The 16,171-nt window shown below is 65.5% G+C and carries 14 protein-coding genes; 10 read left to right on the top strand and 4 right to left on the bottom strand.

The features are described from left to right. Positions 1 to 80: 80 nt before the first annotated feature. From AKJ09_RS24700 to AKJ09_RS24660, 9 genes are read left to right on the top strand one after another with little or no spacing between them, the layout of a single operon-like run. Positions 81 to 614, top strand: a complete 534-nt coding sequence (locus AKJ09_RS24700) for an RNA polymerase sigma factor (RefSeq protein WP_169927830.1) — start codon at positions 81 to 83, stop codon at positions 612 to 614. Next, the gene (locus tag AKJ09_RS24695; RefSeq protein ID WP_146649782.1) at positions 611 to 1,354 is read left to right on the top strand and encodes a hypothetical protein; all 744 of its coding nucleotides are present in this window, start codon (positions 611 to 613) and stop codon (positions 1,352 to 1,354) included. Before AKJ09_RS24700 ends, AKJ09_RS24695 begins: the two co-directional genes overlap by 4 nt. Continuing rightward, complete coding sequence (locus AKJ09_RS24690; protein WP_146649780.1) at positions 1,351 to 2,454, top strand: hypothetical protein; 1,104 nt, start codon at positions 1,351 to 1,353, stop codon at positions 2,452 to 2,454. Before AKJ09_RS24695 ends, AKJ09_RS24690 begins: the two co-directional genes overlap by 4 nt. After that, positions 2,451 to 3,653 (top strand): beta propeller repeat protein, encoded by a 1,203-nt coding sequence (locus AKJ09_RS24685; RefSeq protein WP_146649778.1) that lies wholly within the window; start codon positions 2,451 to 2,453, stop codon positions 3,651 to 3,653. Before AKJ09_RS24690 ends, AKJ09_RS24685 begins: the two co-directional genes overlap by 4 nt. Beyond that, a complete protein-coding gene (locus AKJ09_RS24680) occupies positions 3,650 to 4,669 on the top strand; it encodes a hypothetical protein (protein WP_146649776.1) in 1,020 nt (339 codons plus the stop codon). Before AKJ09_RS24685 ends, AKJ09_RS24680 begins: the two co-directional genes overlap by 4 nt. 29 nt (positions 4,670 to 4,698) lie before the next feature. Beyond that, a complete protein-coding gene (locus AKJ09_RS24675; protein WP_146649774.1) occupies positions 4,699 to 4,917 on the top strand; it encodes a hypothetical protein in 219 nt (72 codons plus the stop codon). Next, entirely contained in the window at positions 4,914 to 6,269 is a 1,356-nt protein-coding gene (locus AKJ09_RS24670; RefSeq protein ID WP_146649772.1) for an RCC1 domain-containing protein, read from the top strand. Before AKJ09_RS24675 ends, AKJ09_RS24670 begins: the two co-directional genes overlap by 4 nt. After that, positions 6,266 to 8,038, top strand: coding sequence for an IgGFc-binding protein (locus tag AKJ09_RS24665; RefSeq protein ID WP_146649770.1), 1,773 nt, complete (start codon positions 6,266 to 6,268; stop codon positions 8,036 to 8,038). The genes AKJ09_RS24670 and AKJ09_RS24665 overlap by 4 nt, the downstream gene beginning before the upstream one ends. Positions 8,039 to 8,050: 12 nt before the next feature. Continuing rightward, positions 8,051 to 9,118, top strand: a complete 1,068-nt coding sequence (locus AKJ09_RS24660) for a hypothetical protein (RefSeq protein WP_146649768.1) — start codon at positions 8,051 to 8,053, stop codon at positions 9,116 to 9,118. A gap of 69 nt (positions 9,119 to 9,187) precedes the next feature. Here AKJ09_RS24660 and AKJ09_RS24655 read toward each other — a convergent pair whose 3' ends face one another. From AKJ09_RS24655 to AKJ09_RS24640, 4 genes are read right to left on the bottom strand one after another with little or no spacing between them, the layout of a single operon-like run. Beyond that, positions 9,188 to 10,924, bottom strand: coding sequence for an IgGFc-binding protein (locus AKJ09_RS24655; protein WP_146649766.1), 1,737 nt, complete (start codon positions 10,922 to 10,924; stop codon positions 9,188 to 9,190). A 12-nt stretch (positions 10,925 to 10,936) separates the two neighbouring features. Continuing rightward, positions 10,937 to 12,376, bottom strand: a complete 1,440-nt coding sequence (locus AKJ09_RS24650) for an RCC1 domain-containing protein (RefSeq protein WP_146649764.1) — start codon at positions 12,374 to 12,376, stop codon at positions 10,937 to 10,939. After that, on the bottom strand, positions 12,373 to 13,548 hold the full coding sequence (locus AKJ09_RS24645) for a WD40/YVTN/BNR-like repeat-containing protein (protein ID WP_146649763.1): 1,176 nt from the start codon (positions 13,546 to 13,548) through the stop codon (positions 12,373 to 12,375). The genes AKJ09_RS24650 and AKJ09_RS24645 overlap by 4 nt, the downstream gene beginning before the upstream one ends. Before the next feature lie 23 nt (positions 13,549 to 13,571). Next, positions 13,572 to 14,789: a hypothetical protein gene (locus AKJ09_RS24640; protein ID WP_146649761.1), complete on the bottom strand. Its 1,218-nt coding sequence runs from the start codon at positions 14,787 to 14,789 to the stop codon at positions 13,572 to 13,574. 250 nt (positions 14,790 to 15,039) lie between these two features. Here AKJ09_RS24640 and AKJ09_RS24635 point away from each other — a divergent pair, with 250 nt between their 5' ends. Then, complete coding sequence (locus tag AKJ09_RS24635) at positions 15,040 to 16,161, top strand: hypothetical protein (protein ID WP_146649759.1); 1,122 nt, start codon at positions 15,040 to 15,042, stop codon at positions 16,159 to 16,161. Positions 16,162 to 16,171: the final 10 nt, after the last annotated feature.

The raw sequence follows: 16,171 nt of genomic DNA, 5'->3' as shown, positions 1-16,171 counted from the left end.
GATTTCGGGATCACCCGGCGTTCACGACCATGACGGTCATCTCTCCCTCGCTCGCCGGGAGTGAAACCACTCTTCCGAGCATGTCGAGGAGCCGCGCCGACGATCGTCAGCACGAGGTCGCCACCGCTCATTTTGCGAGCGTCTGGCGATTCCTTCGCACGCTCGGCGTTCCATCCCATGCGGTCGACGACGCCGCGCAGGAGGTCTTCGTCGTCGTCGCTCGGAAGCTCGAAAAGATTCGACCGGGGTGTGAAAAGTCCTTCCTCTTCAGCACTGCGGTCCACGTCGCGCGCCAGCTGCGACGGAAGCACCGGCTCGAAGTGCTCGCCGTCGACCCCGACGACGAATCCCTAGACCCCGTCCTCCACGACACACCCGAAGACTCCCTCGGCAAGAAGGAGCAGCAGGATCTCCTGCTCGTTCTCCTCGACGGCCTGACGGAGGAACTTCGTACGGCGTTCGTCCTCTCCGAAATCGAAGGTCAATCCGTCCCCGAGATCGCCGCGGTGCTCGGGATCCCGCTCGGGACCGCCACGTCGCGCGTCCGCCGAGGGCGGGACAAGTTCGAAGAACGGCTGAAAAGAATGCAGACGAGAATGCGAGGTGGGCGATGACCGATCGTCGTCCGCTCATCGAAGAGAACGAGCTGTTCGCGAAGCTCGTCGCCGATGCAAAGCGCCGCGAACCGCCGCCCGAAGCGCTGCAGGGCCTGCATCAGAAGCTCGCCGCGCGTCCCTCATTCCTCGCGTCGCTCGCGACCCTCCGCGCGCGTCGTTGGGGGTGGACCGCGCTCGCGGGAATTGGATGCCTCGCCGCGGTCGGCGTGATGATCGATCGGCGACCAATGACCGAGCCCCCCTCGGAGGTGCCGTCGAGTCTCGCGGCGACGGCGACGGCGACGGCTCCGTCCCCAACGCCGTCCGTCGAGGCTCCGGCAATCCCCTCCGTTTCGATCGACGACTTGCCGAGCTCGGCCACCACGCATGGTTCACGAGACGTCGCGCGCGACGCTCGAACACGCCTGACGCCCCCGCCGGCGCCCTCTTCGACCACGCCGCGTCCGTCCCAAGCACCTGCGGGCAACGTTCGACGCGAGCTCGAGCTCATTGCGGTCGCACGCGAGGCCCTGACGAAGGGAGACGCTCGCGCGTGCCTCGCGGCGATCGATCTCCACGACCGAGAGTTTCCTGCTGGGCAGTTCGCCCTCGAAGCAAAGGTGATGCGAATCGAGGCGGCGTTCGCGGCTGGTGACAAGAATGCGAGCTCGCTCGCGCGCGAGTATCTCGCGGCGCACCCGAGCAGTCCTTACGAGGCGCGCATTCGTTCGCTTCTTTCTTCTCCGGAGGACCGATGACGGCTCGAATCGGTAGCACCGTTCTCCTCGCACTGGTGGGCGTGCTCGTTTTTGCGTGTACCGAGGCCTCTTCCGACGACGTGCTCGTTGCCACGCGTCCCGACGCGTCGGCGCCGATCTTCACGGAGTCGGACAGCGGCTCCGGGGTCGATGCTTCGGGCGCGGCTGGTCTGTGCCCCACGGCGAAGTGCCCTCCGGGACACGCCACGTGCTCGCACAGTCAATTCCCGTGCACCGATCTCCTCAGTGACGACGACAACTGCGGAGCATGCGGCAACGTCTGTCCGCAACTCGGCGGCGGCGATCATCCGAACATGCGCGGGGCGATGCACTGCATCGACGGCCAATGCAAGTTGTCCTGTGACTACGGACATGCGGATTGCAATGGCTTCGTCGAGGACGGCTGCGAAGCCGATCTCGTCAGCGACCAGAACTGTGGCCAGTGCGGACTCGCCTGTCCGGCCGATCACGCATGTCTGGGCAATGGCTTGTCGCCCACCTGCGAGTGCACCATCTGGGGAAGCTGCGGCGCCTGCGGAAACATCTGCCCGGAGAGCACCGATCCGCCCTTTCCGCCCGAGTGGAATGCGAACTACGACTGTCGAGCCGGCGAATGCAACAAGCCCGGGTGCCTGACGGGATTTTCGGATTGCAACGGCGACTTCGACCAAGCCGACGGAAACGGCTGTGAGGTCAATACGTTCGAGGACCCGCTGAACTGCGGTGGGTGTGGCAACAAGTGTCTCGTCAGCGAGGGCGAGATCTGCGAAGGCGGCCGCTGCATCTGCCGTTGCGGTGCAGCTTGCTCGCAAGCCGCGCTTGATTCGGACGTCAACAACTGCGGGGCGTGCCGCTTCGAATGTCCCGAAGGCGAATACGGAAAAGACGATCATGCCTCGAGGGCGTGCACGAATGGCGTGTGCGGTTTCCGTTGCGCCGCTTCCTGGGGCGATTGCGACGGCATGACCCTCAACGGCTGCGAGACGAACCTCGGCAGCGATCCCCGGAATTGCGGAGCGTGCGGCGTTCGATGCGACGCCATCGAGGGTCAGGCTTGCGTCGATGGGCGCTGTACCACCGAGGAGTGCAAGGTCCAATGAGGCGCGTAGCAAGGCTCTTCTGGATTGGCTCGATCGTGCCGGCGACGGCCCTCGCCTTCGTGGCATGTGCAGACGAGGGAGACACCGGCGCACGGGACGCGACAGGCACGGACGCTTCGACCGTCATCGACGCAACGCCCGAAGCCGCGCCCGACGCCGACGACGCATCGAGCGACGGCGCCGTCACCGATGCTGGGAGCGAGAAGTGCAGCGCCTCGGGGCTCTGCATTGCGGATATCCCGATTTCCCCGAAGGCGTCGTTGACGAGCGTCTGGGGCTCGAGCCGTAACGACGTTTGGGCCGTCGGCAACCAAGGTCTCGTTGGCCATTTCGACGGCTCTCGATGGGAGATCGCGGAAACCGACGTCCCGGACGGATCGCTCGTCTACACCGCGCGAGGCGTGTGGCTCGAGCGTCCTGACGACGTCTGGATCATCGAAGGAGACCGCATTCGTCACACGACGGGATGGAAAGGTCCCAAGTCGACGGCGTGGTCGACGTTCCGATATCCCGCCGTGCGCGGATACGTGTCGTACTTGCCGGCCGCCGTGCATGGCATCGGCGACACGGTCTGGATCGGCCACCTCCTCCACTACGAATATACTCCGGTCGAACGGTTCTCCCGTTGGTTGGATGGCGGGCCTTCCCCACCTGAGGCGCTGTCGGTCCGGGCGCCCCAGATCCGCACTGTCACGACGGCACGACAAAGCGAAGTCTGGTCTGCCGGTTTGTGCAACCGCGCGATCGCGCATAGTTGCGCTTTCCGTGCGAGTCGCCCCGAAGCAGCGCCGACCGACGTTCCGCTCTCCGAGTGGGAGGTCACGGAGTTCGATACCCGGAGCGAGCTGCCCCTCAACGGGTCGTGGGCCCACGGCGACGACGTCTGGCTCGTCGGCGAAGGAGGCGCGATTCGGCGCGTCACGGCGAGCACGCGGCCGACGAAGAAGTTCGATTACGTTGGCAGTCCGGTGACCACCGATCTGAACAGTGTCTTCGGTTTCGGTCCGGACGACGTGTGGGTCGTCGGTGAAGCGGCAACGGTTCTCCACTGGGACGGAACGAGCTGGACGAAGCTCTCCACGCCCTTCGATCAGGCCAAGAACAAACCACGATTGCTGTCGGTCTGGGGCAGCTCTGCCAACGACGTGTGGATTGCAGGCGACGGCGGAATGCTGCACTTCCAGGAGAGTGCGAAATGAACGTAGGTCGACTTCGGCGTGCCGTCCTTCCGGCGCTCGGAGTGTTCGCGGCGCTCGTTGCACCGGCAGCATGCGCTGAGAACAACGAGACGTCGAATCCCAACGATACCGACAACGTCCAGACCGACCAGGACGCAGCTGTCCCGACGACGCCGGAGGCGGGAAACGGCGCCGATGCCGGACAGCCCGAGCAAGAGGCCTCGTCGCGCGAGACCTGCAGCGCCGGCGGCTTCTGCACCACGCCGCTGCCGGCCACCTTCCCGCTCCTCGCGGTCACCGCGCTGGACGCCGATGCCTGGGCCGTAGGAACGCAAGGCGTTCTGCGTTGGGACGGCACGGCGTGGAATCACGTTCATGCGACGACCATCGACCCTTCGGGAGCGCACGACGGGGTATGGACGGCGAAGGCCGACGACCTCTGGGTGGCCGCCGACCGAAAGGTCATTCGATATTCGAAGCAGGGCGGTGCCGCTGCGGGGTTTCGCGAGTTCGCGAACGACTTCGCCGTGAACGCGAGCTGGCTCGACCCGAGCGCCAATGCCCTCTGGGAAGTGATTCGTCAGGACGACGGACAGTCGGCCGTCCGCCGCTTCGTCGACGCGCCCGAGGGTGGCCTCACCGTCCAAGACCTGGGTATTCCGGTCTGGCCTGCCGAGGGTGGCTCGTATCACTGGTCGAGCATTTGGGGATTCGGCCCTTCGGACGTCTACGTCGGCGGCGAGCGCTGCATGGTGAACGACTGCACGTGGGCGTCTTGGGCGCTCCGCGGGGCCATGGCTCACTACGACGGCACGAGCTGGTCGGTGACGCTCCTCGATGAGGGCCAATCCGTCATGGCGACGTTCGGTACCCCCGGACAAGCCGAGCCGAAGAGGCTTTGGTTCTGGGTCGGATATCGCACTCTCTACAATTCTTCGATGACGACGATTCGACTCGTGCCGATCGCAAGCGACGGCAGCCTCGGCGATCCCATCGTGACGAAAGACATGCCCATGCCCCCGCGGAACCGTCCTTGAAGGCTCCGTGCTCCCATATCGTCGGATCGATGTCGTCGGCCAACGAAGGTTGGCTTTCGAATGGGTGCCTGCTCTATCGCTGGGACGGCACGTCCCTCGCGATGACGCCCACGGCGATCAACGGTGCGCCCGTTGGGCGCGTCAACGGGCTCTGGGGGAACGCCGCGGGTCGAGCGTGGATTGCGGGTGAAGGTCTCGAGTCCGGCGTGGGCTTCGCGGCTCGTCGGACGACTGGGAGTCAGCCATGAAGCGATGGGCGGCAATCTTCGCGGCCGAGGCCGCGTGTGCTCTTGCCATCTCGTGTGCCTCGTCCGACCAGGACGGCACGCATGTCGAAAACGATGCCGGAGCGGATTCGAGCATCGACGGGTCCGCTCCGTCGCAGGGCGATGCCACGGCCGACGTCGATACTCCGCAGGTGGACGCAGGAAGTCCGAAGCCGCGCGAAGTGACGTGCGAGGGCGAGCCTTGCTACCTCGCGGTCAGCGGCAACGGCGGGCATCACATGTGCGGATTGCTCTCCGATGGGACCGTGCGTTGTTGGGGCCGTGACTCGCTCGACCCACCGGCCACGCCGGGCGAACGAGGAGACGGCGCGCTCGGTCGCAACGCGGCCGTGTCCGCGCTCGACGGCGCTACGCCCGCGCCGGTGGTGGGCCTCTCCTCCGTCGTACAAATCAGCGTAGGACCGAATCTCGGCACCTGCGCACGCACGTCGGACGGCGCCGTCTACTGCTGGGGACGCAACGATGCGGGCCAGCTCGGGCGACCGCTCTCCGAGCAGACGCTTGCCGTTCCAACACGCGTCGAAGGAATTCCTCCGGTCAAAGACGTGCAGCTCGGTCATCGCTTGGCTTGCGCGATCGCCGCCGAGGGAGGCGGCCTCTATTGCTGGGGCGTCTTCTCCCCCGACTTCATGTTCGCGTGGGATGCCTACGGAATCGACGCTGCGCCGCTCACGCCGTTTCCGCCTCAGGCCGTGACGACGATGCCTGGTCCGCTCACGTCGCTCGCCATCGCGACGGCGGGGTTCCCGGCCATGGATACGGTGATCGCGATGCGCGCAGACCAGGTGCTGGTCAACATCGGCGCCCAGGTGACAGGGCAGACATCGGTGAACCCACCGTGGTCGGGGCCGCTCGAACGTTCCTCCGTCCTCCGCGCGTGGCCTTTCGCATGGCTCGCTGCCGATAACCAACTCTGGCAATGGCTGCCCCACGGCGGCGAGAAGTCGGCGAACAAGGTCTTTCTTCCGAAGACGGAGCTCGCCGTCGACGTGAAGCTATCAGCCTATTCGATGAGCTCGTCGCAACAGGTCGAGCAGGGCGGCGCCCTTCTCTCGACGGGCAAGCTGTATCGGTGGGGCGCCAACGGCGCGGGGGCACTCGGTGTCGATCCGAACGACAAGCCTTCGGCGGAATATCCGATGGAGGTCACCCAACTCGGCGATCGTGTCGTTTCCTTCGCGACGACGCGCGGAGCAGCGTGCGCATCCCTCGTGGACGGAACTGTCGAATGTTGGGGTGCCAACGCGTACGGTGAGCTCGGTCGGGGCGCCGTCGATCTCGCGGCCCATCCGGATCCGGAAGTGATCCGATGAAGCCCGGGACCTACGCGGTCGTGGTCGGAGGTGTCGCGCTTGCGGCCGTCGTGGCGTGCGGAAAAGGAGATCGCAACCCGTTCGCCGACGAGCGGCGCGGCTTCGACATCTCTTCGGATGCAGCGCCTCCGGGTTGCAAGGCTGCACAGGTGTGCTCGCGTGACCTCCGTGCGATCGTCGATTTCTGCGACGAATCGCACGTGTTCAAGGAGTGCCCTCCCGACCAAGGTTGTGCCGACGGCGCCTGCGTGCCTGCCTGCGAGGCAACGGCGATCAACACCTCGTCGGCGGGATGCGAGTTCGCTGCGCTGCCGCCAAGCCTCTACCTGGAGAGCGGTGGTTCTTGCTTCGCCGCCATCGTCACCAATACGTGGGCGGCGCCTGCACGAATCGAAGCCGACTACGCGGGTGTCCCGATCGACCTCGCCACGTCGGCGCGGGTGCTGCGTTCGACCGGCGACGGCACGACGTACGAGCCGTTCACGGGCGAACTGCAACCGCGCGACATGGCCGTCGTCTTCCTGAGTCACTCGCCCGAGCGTCCACCGAAGACGGATCTCTGGGTCCCCTGCCCTGACGGCATCACCCCTGCGATGCTCAAGGAGACGGGGGTCGACGGGACCAGACGAGCCCAATCGTTCCGAATCAAGACCTCGGCGCCGGTCAATACGTACACGATGTATCCGTTCGGCGGAGCCAAGTCGTACGCGCCTTCCGCCACGCTGGTCCTTCCGGTAGCGGCCTGGAAAAACGAATACATCGTGACAAGTCCGTGGGAGCGTTCGCTCGCTTATCCGGCAGCGCCGACGACCCAGCTCGTTGCCGCCGAAGACGACACGGAGGTCACGCTCATCCCAAGCACGAACGTCGCGGGCGGCCCCGGCGTCGACGGAGCGGACAAGGGCGTGCCTCAGAAGTATCGAATGAATCGCGGCGAGGTGATTCAATTCAACCAAGGAACGGAACTGTCTGGCAGTCGAATTTCGTCGACGAAACAGGTCGCGGTGTTCGGCGGCCACCAATGCATGTTCATTCCCGCAGGCCAGTACGCCTGCGATACGACCCAGCTTCAGCTCTTTCCTGTCCACTCGTGGGGACACGAGTACGCGGCCGTTCCGCACCTCTCGCGCCGCGCGGACGGAGCTCCCGAGGAGTACTTCTACCGAATCGTCGCCGCCGCTGACGACACGGTGCTCACCTACGATCCGGCGCCGCCGGAAGACGCTCCGACGAAACTTGCAAGCGCCGGCTCGGGCCTCTTCACCACCAGAGATCCCTTCGTCGTCCGAAGCCAGGACGCGCAGCACCCGATCGCGGTGTACGCGTACATGTCCGGCCTCGAATTCTCCGGTGCTGCGAAGGATGACGGCGATCCCGAGATCACCTACGTGATTCCCACGGAACAATATCTCGGGAACTACGTCTTCTTTGCGGACCGAAGCTTCCGGAATACGCATCTCGTCGTCGTTCGATCGCGTTCCGAGGGGCGGGATTTCCAGCCCGTCTCGTTGGATTGCGCCGGAACGCTCGAGGGGTGGAAGCCCGTCGGCACCGACGGCAAACACGAGTTCGTTCGTGTCAGCCTGAAGAAAGACGGTCTCGATCAGCACGTGGGCAGCGGAACCTGCACGGCGGGCCGACACGAGATGAACAGCACGGGCCCTTTTACCGTGACCGTGTGGGGAACCGACGCCGCAGCCAGCTACGCGTATCCGGGTGGTGCAGCACTCCGCAAGCTGAACGACATCGAGCCCTCAAAGATCAACTGAAGACGCAACATCATGGAATCAGCGACCCGAGGATACTTCGTATTCGTTTCATTCGGCGTGATGCTCGCCGCCTGCGGCAGCAGTGGCGGCGAGTCCGGCGATGCGCCCGGAACGGACACGGGTTCGGCCAACGAGACCACCGCCGACGCGGCCTGCCAGCATCTCTTCCGCGTTTCGGAGGAGCGCTGTGCCAAGGAGATCTCCGCCGAGACCGTCGCGGCCACGCGTACGCGCTACGTCACGAACTGCGTCGCCGAGCTCGCACTCACGGGCACGTCACGCTCGACGGCGAACGTCGAGTCGTGCGCACGGGCGCTCGAGAAACTGCCCTGTGGAACCGTCGCGGAGTTCGTCCCCGAATGCACGACGAAGGCCGGCACCGTGGCCGATGGCGCGGCTTGCAACGCGGGTGCACAGTGCAAGAGCGGGATTTGTGACTATGGGGATCCCGATGCCAAGTCGACATGTGGAGTCTGCGCGACCCCGCTCGCCGAGGGGGCGTCCTGCTCGCCGAAGAGCTCGGTCTGCACACCGGGCACCGTCTGCGTCGGCTCGCTCGACGCGGTGACGCTCACCACGTGCAAGCGCGTCAGCTACGCCGAGCCGAAGGCGCCTTGCGGAGCGAACGTGCTCTGCCAACCCGGATATCTCTGTTTCAAATCCAGCGCCGACGATCCTACGCCGACGTGCAATCCGCGCTTCGCGCCCGGCGTGTATTGCGGTGACGACGACGATGTCTGCGACGAAGCATCGTTCTGCGAGAAGATGACGAACAAGTGCGCCAGCCGTCCGAAGGAAGGCGAGGCCTGCGACGTCCAGCACCCATGCCCCAAAGGCCTGGGCTGCAGCAAGACGACGGGCCAATGCGCGCCGTTCACGTTCGCCGCTCCCGGCGAGAGCTGCGGCGGGAACGTAGGATGCGTGCAAGGAGTCTGCGGACAAGGGACCGGCACCCAAACGTGCCCGCCGATCGTCGAAGACGGCAGCGGCTGCCTCGAGGGCGCCCATATGACGTGCCGCGCTCCCGCAACGTGCACGAGCGGAAAGTGCGTGATGCCGACGACCGGCGTTTGTAGGTAAGTCTATTCGTAACCGGCGGCGACCTGTACTCGTTCACGTGCCAGGTCGCGCGCGTCGAGAGACTCGGCCTCAGCGAACCACGATGTCGTTGATGAGCTTCATGCTGGCGCCTGCGGGATAACCATAGCTGACGTAGATCGAATAGAAGCCTCTCGTCAGATCGCCCGTTTCGCCCGAGCCCCACCCCCAGACCGTGACCCCGAAGGGTGAGTCGCTCGTCATTTCGTGACGGCCGTTGTCGCAGCCCGATTGGCCCTCGAAATTGAAGCGAACGAGGTCCACGCGCGTGTACTCGTAGTCGCCGACGGGCGTCCAGCCGGTGAGCGGACCTCGGCAATCGAGGTTGACGTCCGAAAATCCGTTCTCACCTTTGGCGCGCACCACCACGAGGTGCGTTTCAGGATACGTCGGGTCGGTGAAGAACACATACGACGTCCGATATTGCTCGGGCGCGATCACGTTGACGTACTCCGGATCGCCTCGGCAATCCTTCACGTCGTTCGTGTACGTCTCGCAGCTCTCCATGTAGCCCGCCATGTAGAACGGGTGCGTCTTGCCCTGGCTCTTGACCGTGAAAGGCTCTCCGCTGCGGAACTCCACGAACTGGCCCTTGTCGAGCGTCTCCGGCGCCCCTTCCGGACGCGCCGGAACGTAGGTCAGCTGCGTGCCGTCCACCGCCGCCAGGATTCGCCACGGCGGGGTCTCGTCCATGGCGGCGTAGCGATTCCGGGGTCGAACGGCCACGTACTCGTTGCCGAGCGCTCGCACGGGAGGGATTTGCTGATGCGCCGAATCGCACGCCGGCACGCCCTCGGGGATGTTCATGCACGTCGAACCGCCCCAGACGCCGATCGGTTTGTCCGAGTTGATGGGCGTTCCGATGAGCTCGCTCATCTGGCGAAACTGGAGGACGTCCCCCTTCTGCAAGCTGTACGTCCGCTCGGTGCCGCGAGGCGTGGGCTCGATGCCGCCTCCGCCGCTCAGATCGGCGGTGGGAGTCACGGTCACGTGCGTGTCGTCTTCGGAGGCGACGATGACCACCCACGGGTCGAGCGAATTGTCGCCCATGGTGGACGCGGTTCCCGTCTTCGCCTGCGCCGACAGCACGCCAGGCTGGGGTGTGACCGCGAGGTAATTGGTGGCCCAGCTGCTCGTCGGCAGGAGGAGCGTTGCCGACGCCAAGCCGGCAACTCCACCGCCATACGGAAAGATGTCGTACATGACGACGGGCTCGGACGTCTTGAGGCGAAACGCTTTGCCGAGTCCCGTTCCGACGATCGACACGTCGGCCGACATCGCCGGGCGCGTTCCTGCCGGACATTTCTGCGGTGAGTCCGTCGTACTGGCGAGGAACAGAATTGCCACCTGCCGCGGAGGCAATTCGGCATTGGTGAGCGGCGCGTACGTAATCCCTTTGCCGTTGCCCGAGGGGATATAGGCAAACTTGGTGACGTCGAGCGATTGGTCTCCGTACGTCACCTCGAGCGTCGCCGGGCGTTCGCTGTCGTTCGCCACGAAGGCCGCAAAACAGCCTCCGCCGACATCGAAGGGATACCCCCGCGCGTTGTAGGCACGCGGGTAGAAGAGCGCGTAGTCACAACCGATGCTGCTCCGATCGTCGATGGCGCGCTGACATCCCGAGACAGGGGTGGGATCGATGAGCGGGGGCCCGTTCTCCAGACCGGCGTCGTCCGCAGGCGGTGGATCACCGAACGTGGCCCGGTCTCCCCCCGCGCACGCCGCGAGAGCGAGCGCGAAGACGGCGTGGCCAACCAGAATCCGAACCCCCATTCGATCAGAGATCATGACTTGCTCTCGTCAAAGTTCGACGTTTTGCGGAGTCGGTCGAATGTCGTCACCGGGTTGGATGGCCGTCTGACCGAGCGCTCCTCGGGTGTTGTCCCCCCAGCACTTGAGCCTGCGTTGACCGATGCGTGCACAGCTGAACGTCGAGCCCGCCGCGACGTCCGTGACGTGGGTGAGCCCAGGCACCCGCGTCGCCTGGAGCGACCATGCCTTGCTCACCGGCCGACCAAGCTGCGCGTGAGCGTTGGAGCCCCAGCAGCGAACGGTTTCGTCCGTGAGGAGAGCGCAGAAGTGCATCTCCGGCGTGAACGCCGTCGAGTAGCCGCCTGCAATCTTGACGACGCCCTGCAGTGGAAGCTGCGTCTCGCCGTCGACGATGACCTTGGGCTCCGGCTGCGGCGGGTCCATGAACTCCTTGCACGTGCCGGTGGAGCATTCGCCCCAGCAGCGAACCGTGCCGTCGTCCATCAGCGCGCACGTGTCGTGGAGCGCCGCGACCACCTGACGGACCGTCCCCGTCAATCCCGTCACGCGCGCCGGAACGAGATAGTTCGGCGGTCGATCGGTGGGTGCTCCTACGCTGCCGTCCGGCAGGGTCCTGGTCCCGAGCTGGCCATACCAGTTCCAACCCCAGCACCAAACCGCATCGCCCGACGCGCTTCGAGCGCAGGAGTGGGAATCACCGAGAGCGACGTCTTGCCCGAGAAAGAGTCCCTGTCCGGAACCATCCATGAGCACCGTCGGGGACTTCTTCGGCAATTCGTCGCCGACGCCGAGACGACCATATCCGTTGCTTCCCCAGCACATCATCGGACCGCCATGGTCGAGTCGTGTGCACGTGTGCTGTCGACCGGCAGCCAGCTCGAGGGTCCCGCCGATCGTGACCTGTTGAGGCGGCGTGGTGAGTTTCCCGGAGATGCCATTTCCGAGCTGATACGTGGAATTGCTTCCCCAGCAGTGGATCAAACCGGTGTCGCCCGTCGAGGCGCACACGAAATCGGAGCCGATGGCCACTTTACGGACGTCGTCGAGAGCCAACTCCGTCGGAGCCGCAACGTACGCATAACCGCCGTCGCGACCAACGCCGACCTGGCCGCTCGAGTCGTAGCCCCAGCATTTGAGCACGTTCGTTCGATCTGCCGTGTCGACGATCGCACATGCGACGTCGACTCCAAGCGCGATCGACCGAACTGGATTCGCGTTGGGATCTTCGTCGATCACGTCCGCATCTGCGTCGGCGTCGTTCGCATCGGCGATGGCATCGGCGCCCGTGTCGGTTGGCTCGCGAACGTCCTTGTCGTCGACATCGGGCTGGGACGCGGAGGCTTCGAGAAGCTGGTTCGACGGCTCCGAATCCGGTGCATCGACCACCTCGACCTCCTGGGTCGACGCGCAGCCATACCATGCGGCGCACGACGCGAGGACGAAGCTGACGAGGGCGAGCTTTCTCATGGATGCCTCCGAAGTGCCACGGCTTGGCCATCTGCACACTTGCCCACGGCCCAGACGTCGTCCGCGTTCGCCCCCCAAAGCGAGAGCGTACAATCGAAGATCCGATTGCGAACGGCCGTCGACGAAAGTGACCAATTCGAATTTTCGAGATGCACGATTCTGCCCAATTGACCGGACGCCCAAAGGTTCGTCGGGCTCGATCCCCAGATCGACGTGAACTTGAGTGAGCCGTCCTGCGCGGCACCGCTCGACGGCACGCGGGATTGCACGGCGGTGACGCTACCGTCGGTCGCTTCCTTCCAGTTGTAGACGTCCCCTCGCTGCGTGAGGATCCACAGGTCCGCGGGGCCCGCCATCCACACACTGGTGACCGGGCTCTGGCCGCGATCCCACGGATAGGTCGACGACCACCACGGAAAGGAGATGTCGATGGCGATGTTGTCCATCGGACCGGTAGCGTCTTGATTCCAACGGAAGACGCCGTTGCTTCCCCAGAACCACAACGAGCTCTGCTCGACGCCCGCGATTCCGGTCATGTAGTTGAAGCCGGCGAACTGCACGCGGCTCCAACCCCCGGCGGCATCCTTGTGCATCATCGCACGGTCGAAACCAATGGCCGCCCAGACGTCGCCACGGCCATTGCCCCAGACACCGACCAGCTCGACGGTCGTATTGCTCGCAACAGGAGTCCAGCTCGTGCCGTCCCAGTGCAGCACCGTTCCGTAACGACCCACGGCCCATACGTCCTTCGGGCCGGTCCCCCAGATGCCGAAGAGCGGCCATTGCGTACCACTCTCGAAGCGAGTCCAGGCGGTTCCGTCCCAGTGCATGATCGTGCCGAACCATCCGACGGCCCACACGTCGTTCGGGCCGCTGCCCCAGATGGCTTCCAGGTTCGGCGAGGTCAGGTCGGTCTCGCACCAGCCGTCGACGCTGCATGGCCCCAGGTCGGCATCGGCTGCATCGGCATCGCGGAGCGCGCCGCCATCGTCAGGCTGTGCGACGTCCTTTCCCGAATCGGACGTTTGGGCATCCGTCTCCGTGATGGGTTGGGTCGGCCCTGCGCCTCTGGGGGACACGGGCTCGACGTCGTCAGAGCTGCAGCCCACGAAGAGCGCCGCCGACAACGCCGCCGTCGCCACCACGATCCCTACGTTCATCCACCGTCTCATGATGCGCATGCTCATCCTCGCTCTCACCGAGAGGTGGTGGGGCCGCCGTCACACGGTTCCGTCGCGCAGACTCCCTCGACGCACGGCTGGCCGGGGGCGCACGCGGTCCCGCAGGCGCCGCAGTTGTTCGCGTCGAAGCGAAGCCACGCCTCGCATCCGTCGGTCAAATCCTGATTGCAGTCGGAATAACCGGGATCGCAGGCGAACCCGCACTTTCCTTGCACGCAGGTCACCTGCACGTTTCCGCTGCCGCCTCCGTCCACCGGCGGGCCCGGGCACTTGTTCCCGCACGCGCCGCAATTATCCGGATTGCTGCTCAGCGCGACACACGCACCATCGCAGACGACCTGGCTGTTCTCGCAGCAGTTCGTCTTCGTGGGATCACACACGCAGCGCTTCTGGATGCACGACTCCGTGTCTTTGCACGCGTGCCCGCAGGCTCCACAGTTCTCTTTCGTAGTGATGTTGGTTTCGCAGCCGTTGTCGATATCGTGATCGCATTCCGACCAATCGCTCGCGCAGACCACCTTGCAGCTGCCCTCCGAGCAGCCCCAATCCATGTGCTCTTTCAGGTCGAGATCGGGCGGCCGAACGTTGCAAACGTTGCCGCAGGTGCCGCAATTGAAGAAGTCGGTGCTGGTGTCGGCACACTGCGCGCCATCGCATTGCCCGGGGCCACACGCGGTCAGACCGTTCGGGCAACCGCACGTGCCGAACACGCACGCCTGTCCGGGCGCGCACTTGTTCCCGCACGCCCCGCAGTTCTCGGGATCACACGTGACGTCGACCTCGCAGCCGTCCTCGAGGTGGCCGTTGCAGTTGGCGAGAGGATCGTGGCAACGCGCAGAGCACTTACCTTCGACGCAATCCCACACGAGATTCATCGTGCCGATCCCGCCCGATTGCAGCGCCTGGAGCACCGGGTCATCGGGGCACTTTCGCCCGCACGCACCGCAGTTGTTCGGATCGTCGCCGAGGTGCGTTCCGCAGCGGTGGGTGGACGTTGGACAATCGGCATACGGCGCCGGGCACTCGGTGCTGACGCACATGAGGATCGGCGCAGAGCCTGCCTCTTCGCCGGGTTCGACGAACGCCGGTCCGGAGGTCCCTGCCTCCGGCGTCGGACCGATGCCACCGACAACGACGCGCCCGTCGTCCGAGCAAGACGCCGCGGCGAGAACGACGGCGAACGGCACCGCGAGCGCGACGTAGCGGATGGGCGAAGCAGCAAGGCGCTTCATCGCTCACCCGTCGATTCCGGAACATCGATGCGCATCACCTCGACCTCCACCTTGAAATACCGGCGACGAACACGAGCTCGAGCTTCGCGTCGCTCGTCGTTCCGTCCGTCCATCGCCCCTAAATGAGATGGCGAGCTCCGTTTGCTCACGAAAAGTGAGCCGAGGCCGACGACTATTTTGTTGCTCGCCGGCCTTGGGGGTGTCGTCATGGGGGCGATCCCTCATGGGCCCGGGTCGCCGATGTCGTTACGTGGCCGCGGGCGTCTTCCTTCTGGCGTGCATCGCGCCTGAGGAGGGCCGGGCGGACGAGACTCGGGCGCCTTCGGCGACCGTACGCGTCGACTATCGCGCATCCGCAACCTGCCCATCGCGAACCGAGTTTCTGGACAGCGTTCGGCGATACACCACGAAGTGGAGGCTCGTCGACGACCGCGACGAGCGCGCGGCTCGGCACTTCGTCGTGGCGCTCGATCGCCGCGAGGCCCTCGTCCGCGGCACGCTCGATATCGAGGTGGGCGAGCGCACCTCGCAGAAGGTCGTCTCCGGCCCGACGTGCGCGACCGTGGCTCGCGCCCTCGCGGTGATGGTCGCACTCGTCATCGACCCTGGTGCATCGAGCTCCGACCAACACGAGGAGCCCACGCCAGCGCCTGAACCCGAGCCACCTCCGGAGCCCGCGGCTCCGCCGATCGTCGTCCAGACGGGAGACGACCCCAGGATCGCTCCCGACAGGCCAGCCTCGAAGCCGAAGCCTCGGCGGACGAGGAACGTTCGCCCCGTGGCGAGCGCGCCTCGTTGGACGTTCGACGTGCGCCTCGAGTCGAGCTCGGCCGTGACCGCGCGTTCGATGGCGGTGATGGGCGCGTTCGTCGACCTGCTTCTTCCACCGTTCGGAAGGACCGAGGCAAGCGGTCTCGTCGGCCCTTCGTCGGTCGGGCTCGGTCTTCGCCAGAGTCTTCCGAGCGCGATCGGCGTCCCGGGTGGAAGCACGGAGTTTCTCTGGTCGGCCGCCACCGTGCGCGCCTGCCCGCTTCGACTTCGCCTTCGCCTGCTCGGCGACCCGCTGGACGTGGCGCCCTGCGTCGAAAGCAACCTGGGCATCCTCCAGGTCGAGAGCCGAGGCATCCCGCTCGCGCAGCGGACCACGACGTACTGGTTCGACGGCGCGGTCTCCGCGCTCGGCGTCTGGCACCTTCCCGGTCCTTGGGTTGTCACTGCAGAGCTTGAGCTCGTGGCTCCCTTCACGCGTCGTCGCTTCGAGGTCGTCGAGCTCGCCTCGATGTCCGCGGGGTCCACGCCCCGCAGCGAGCCCGTTTCCCAGGCGCCGGCGCTCGGCGTCTCTGCCGGTGTAGGCCTCGGCTTCGAGCTCTGAAGGCGCCCGT

It is taken from the genome of Labilithrix luteola (assembly GCF_001263205.1).
GTDB classification, from domain to species: domain Bacteria; phylum Myxococcota_A; class Polyangia; order Polyangiales; family Polyangiaceae; genus Labilithrix; species Labilithrix luteola.
Note: the sequence above shows the minus strand (reverse complement) of the source record. Positions and strands in the feature narration are given on the sequence as shown.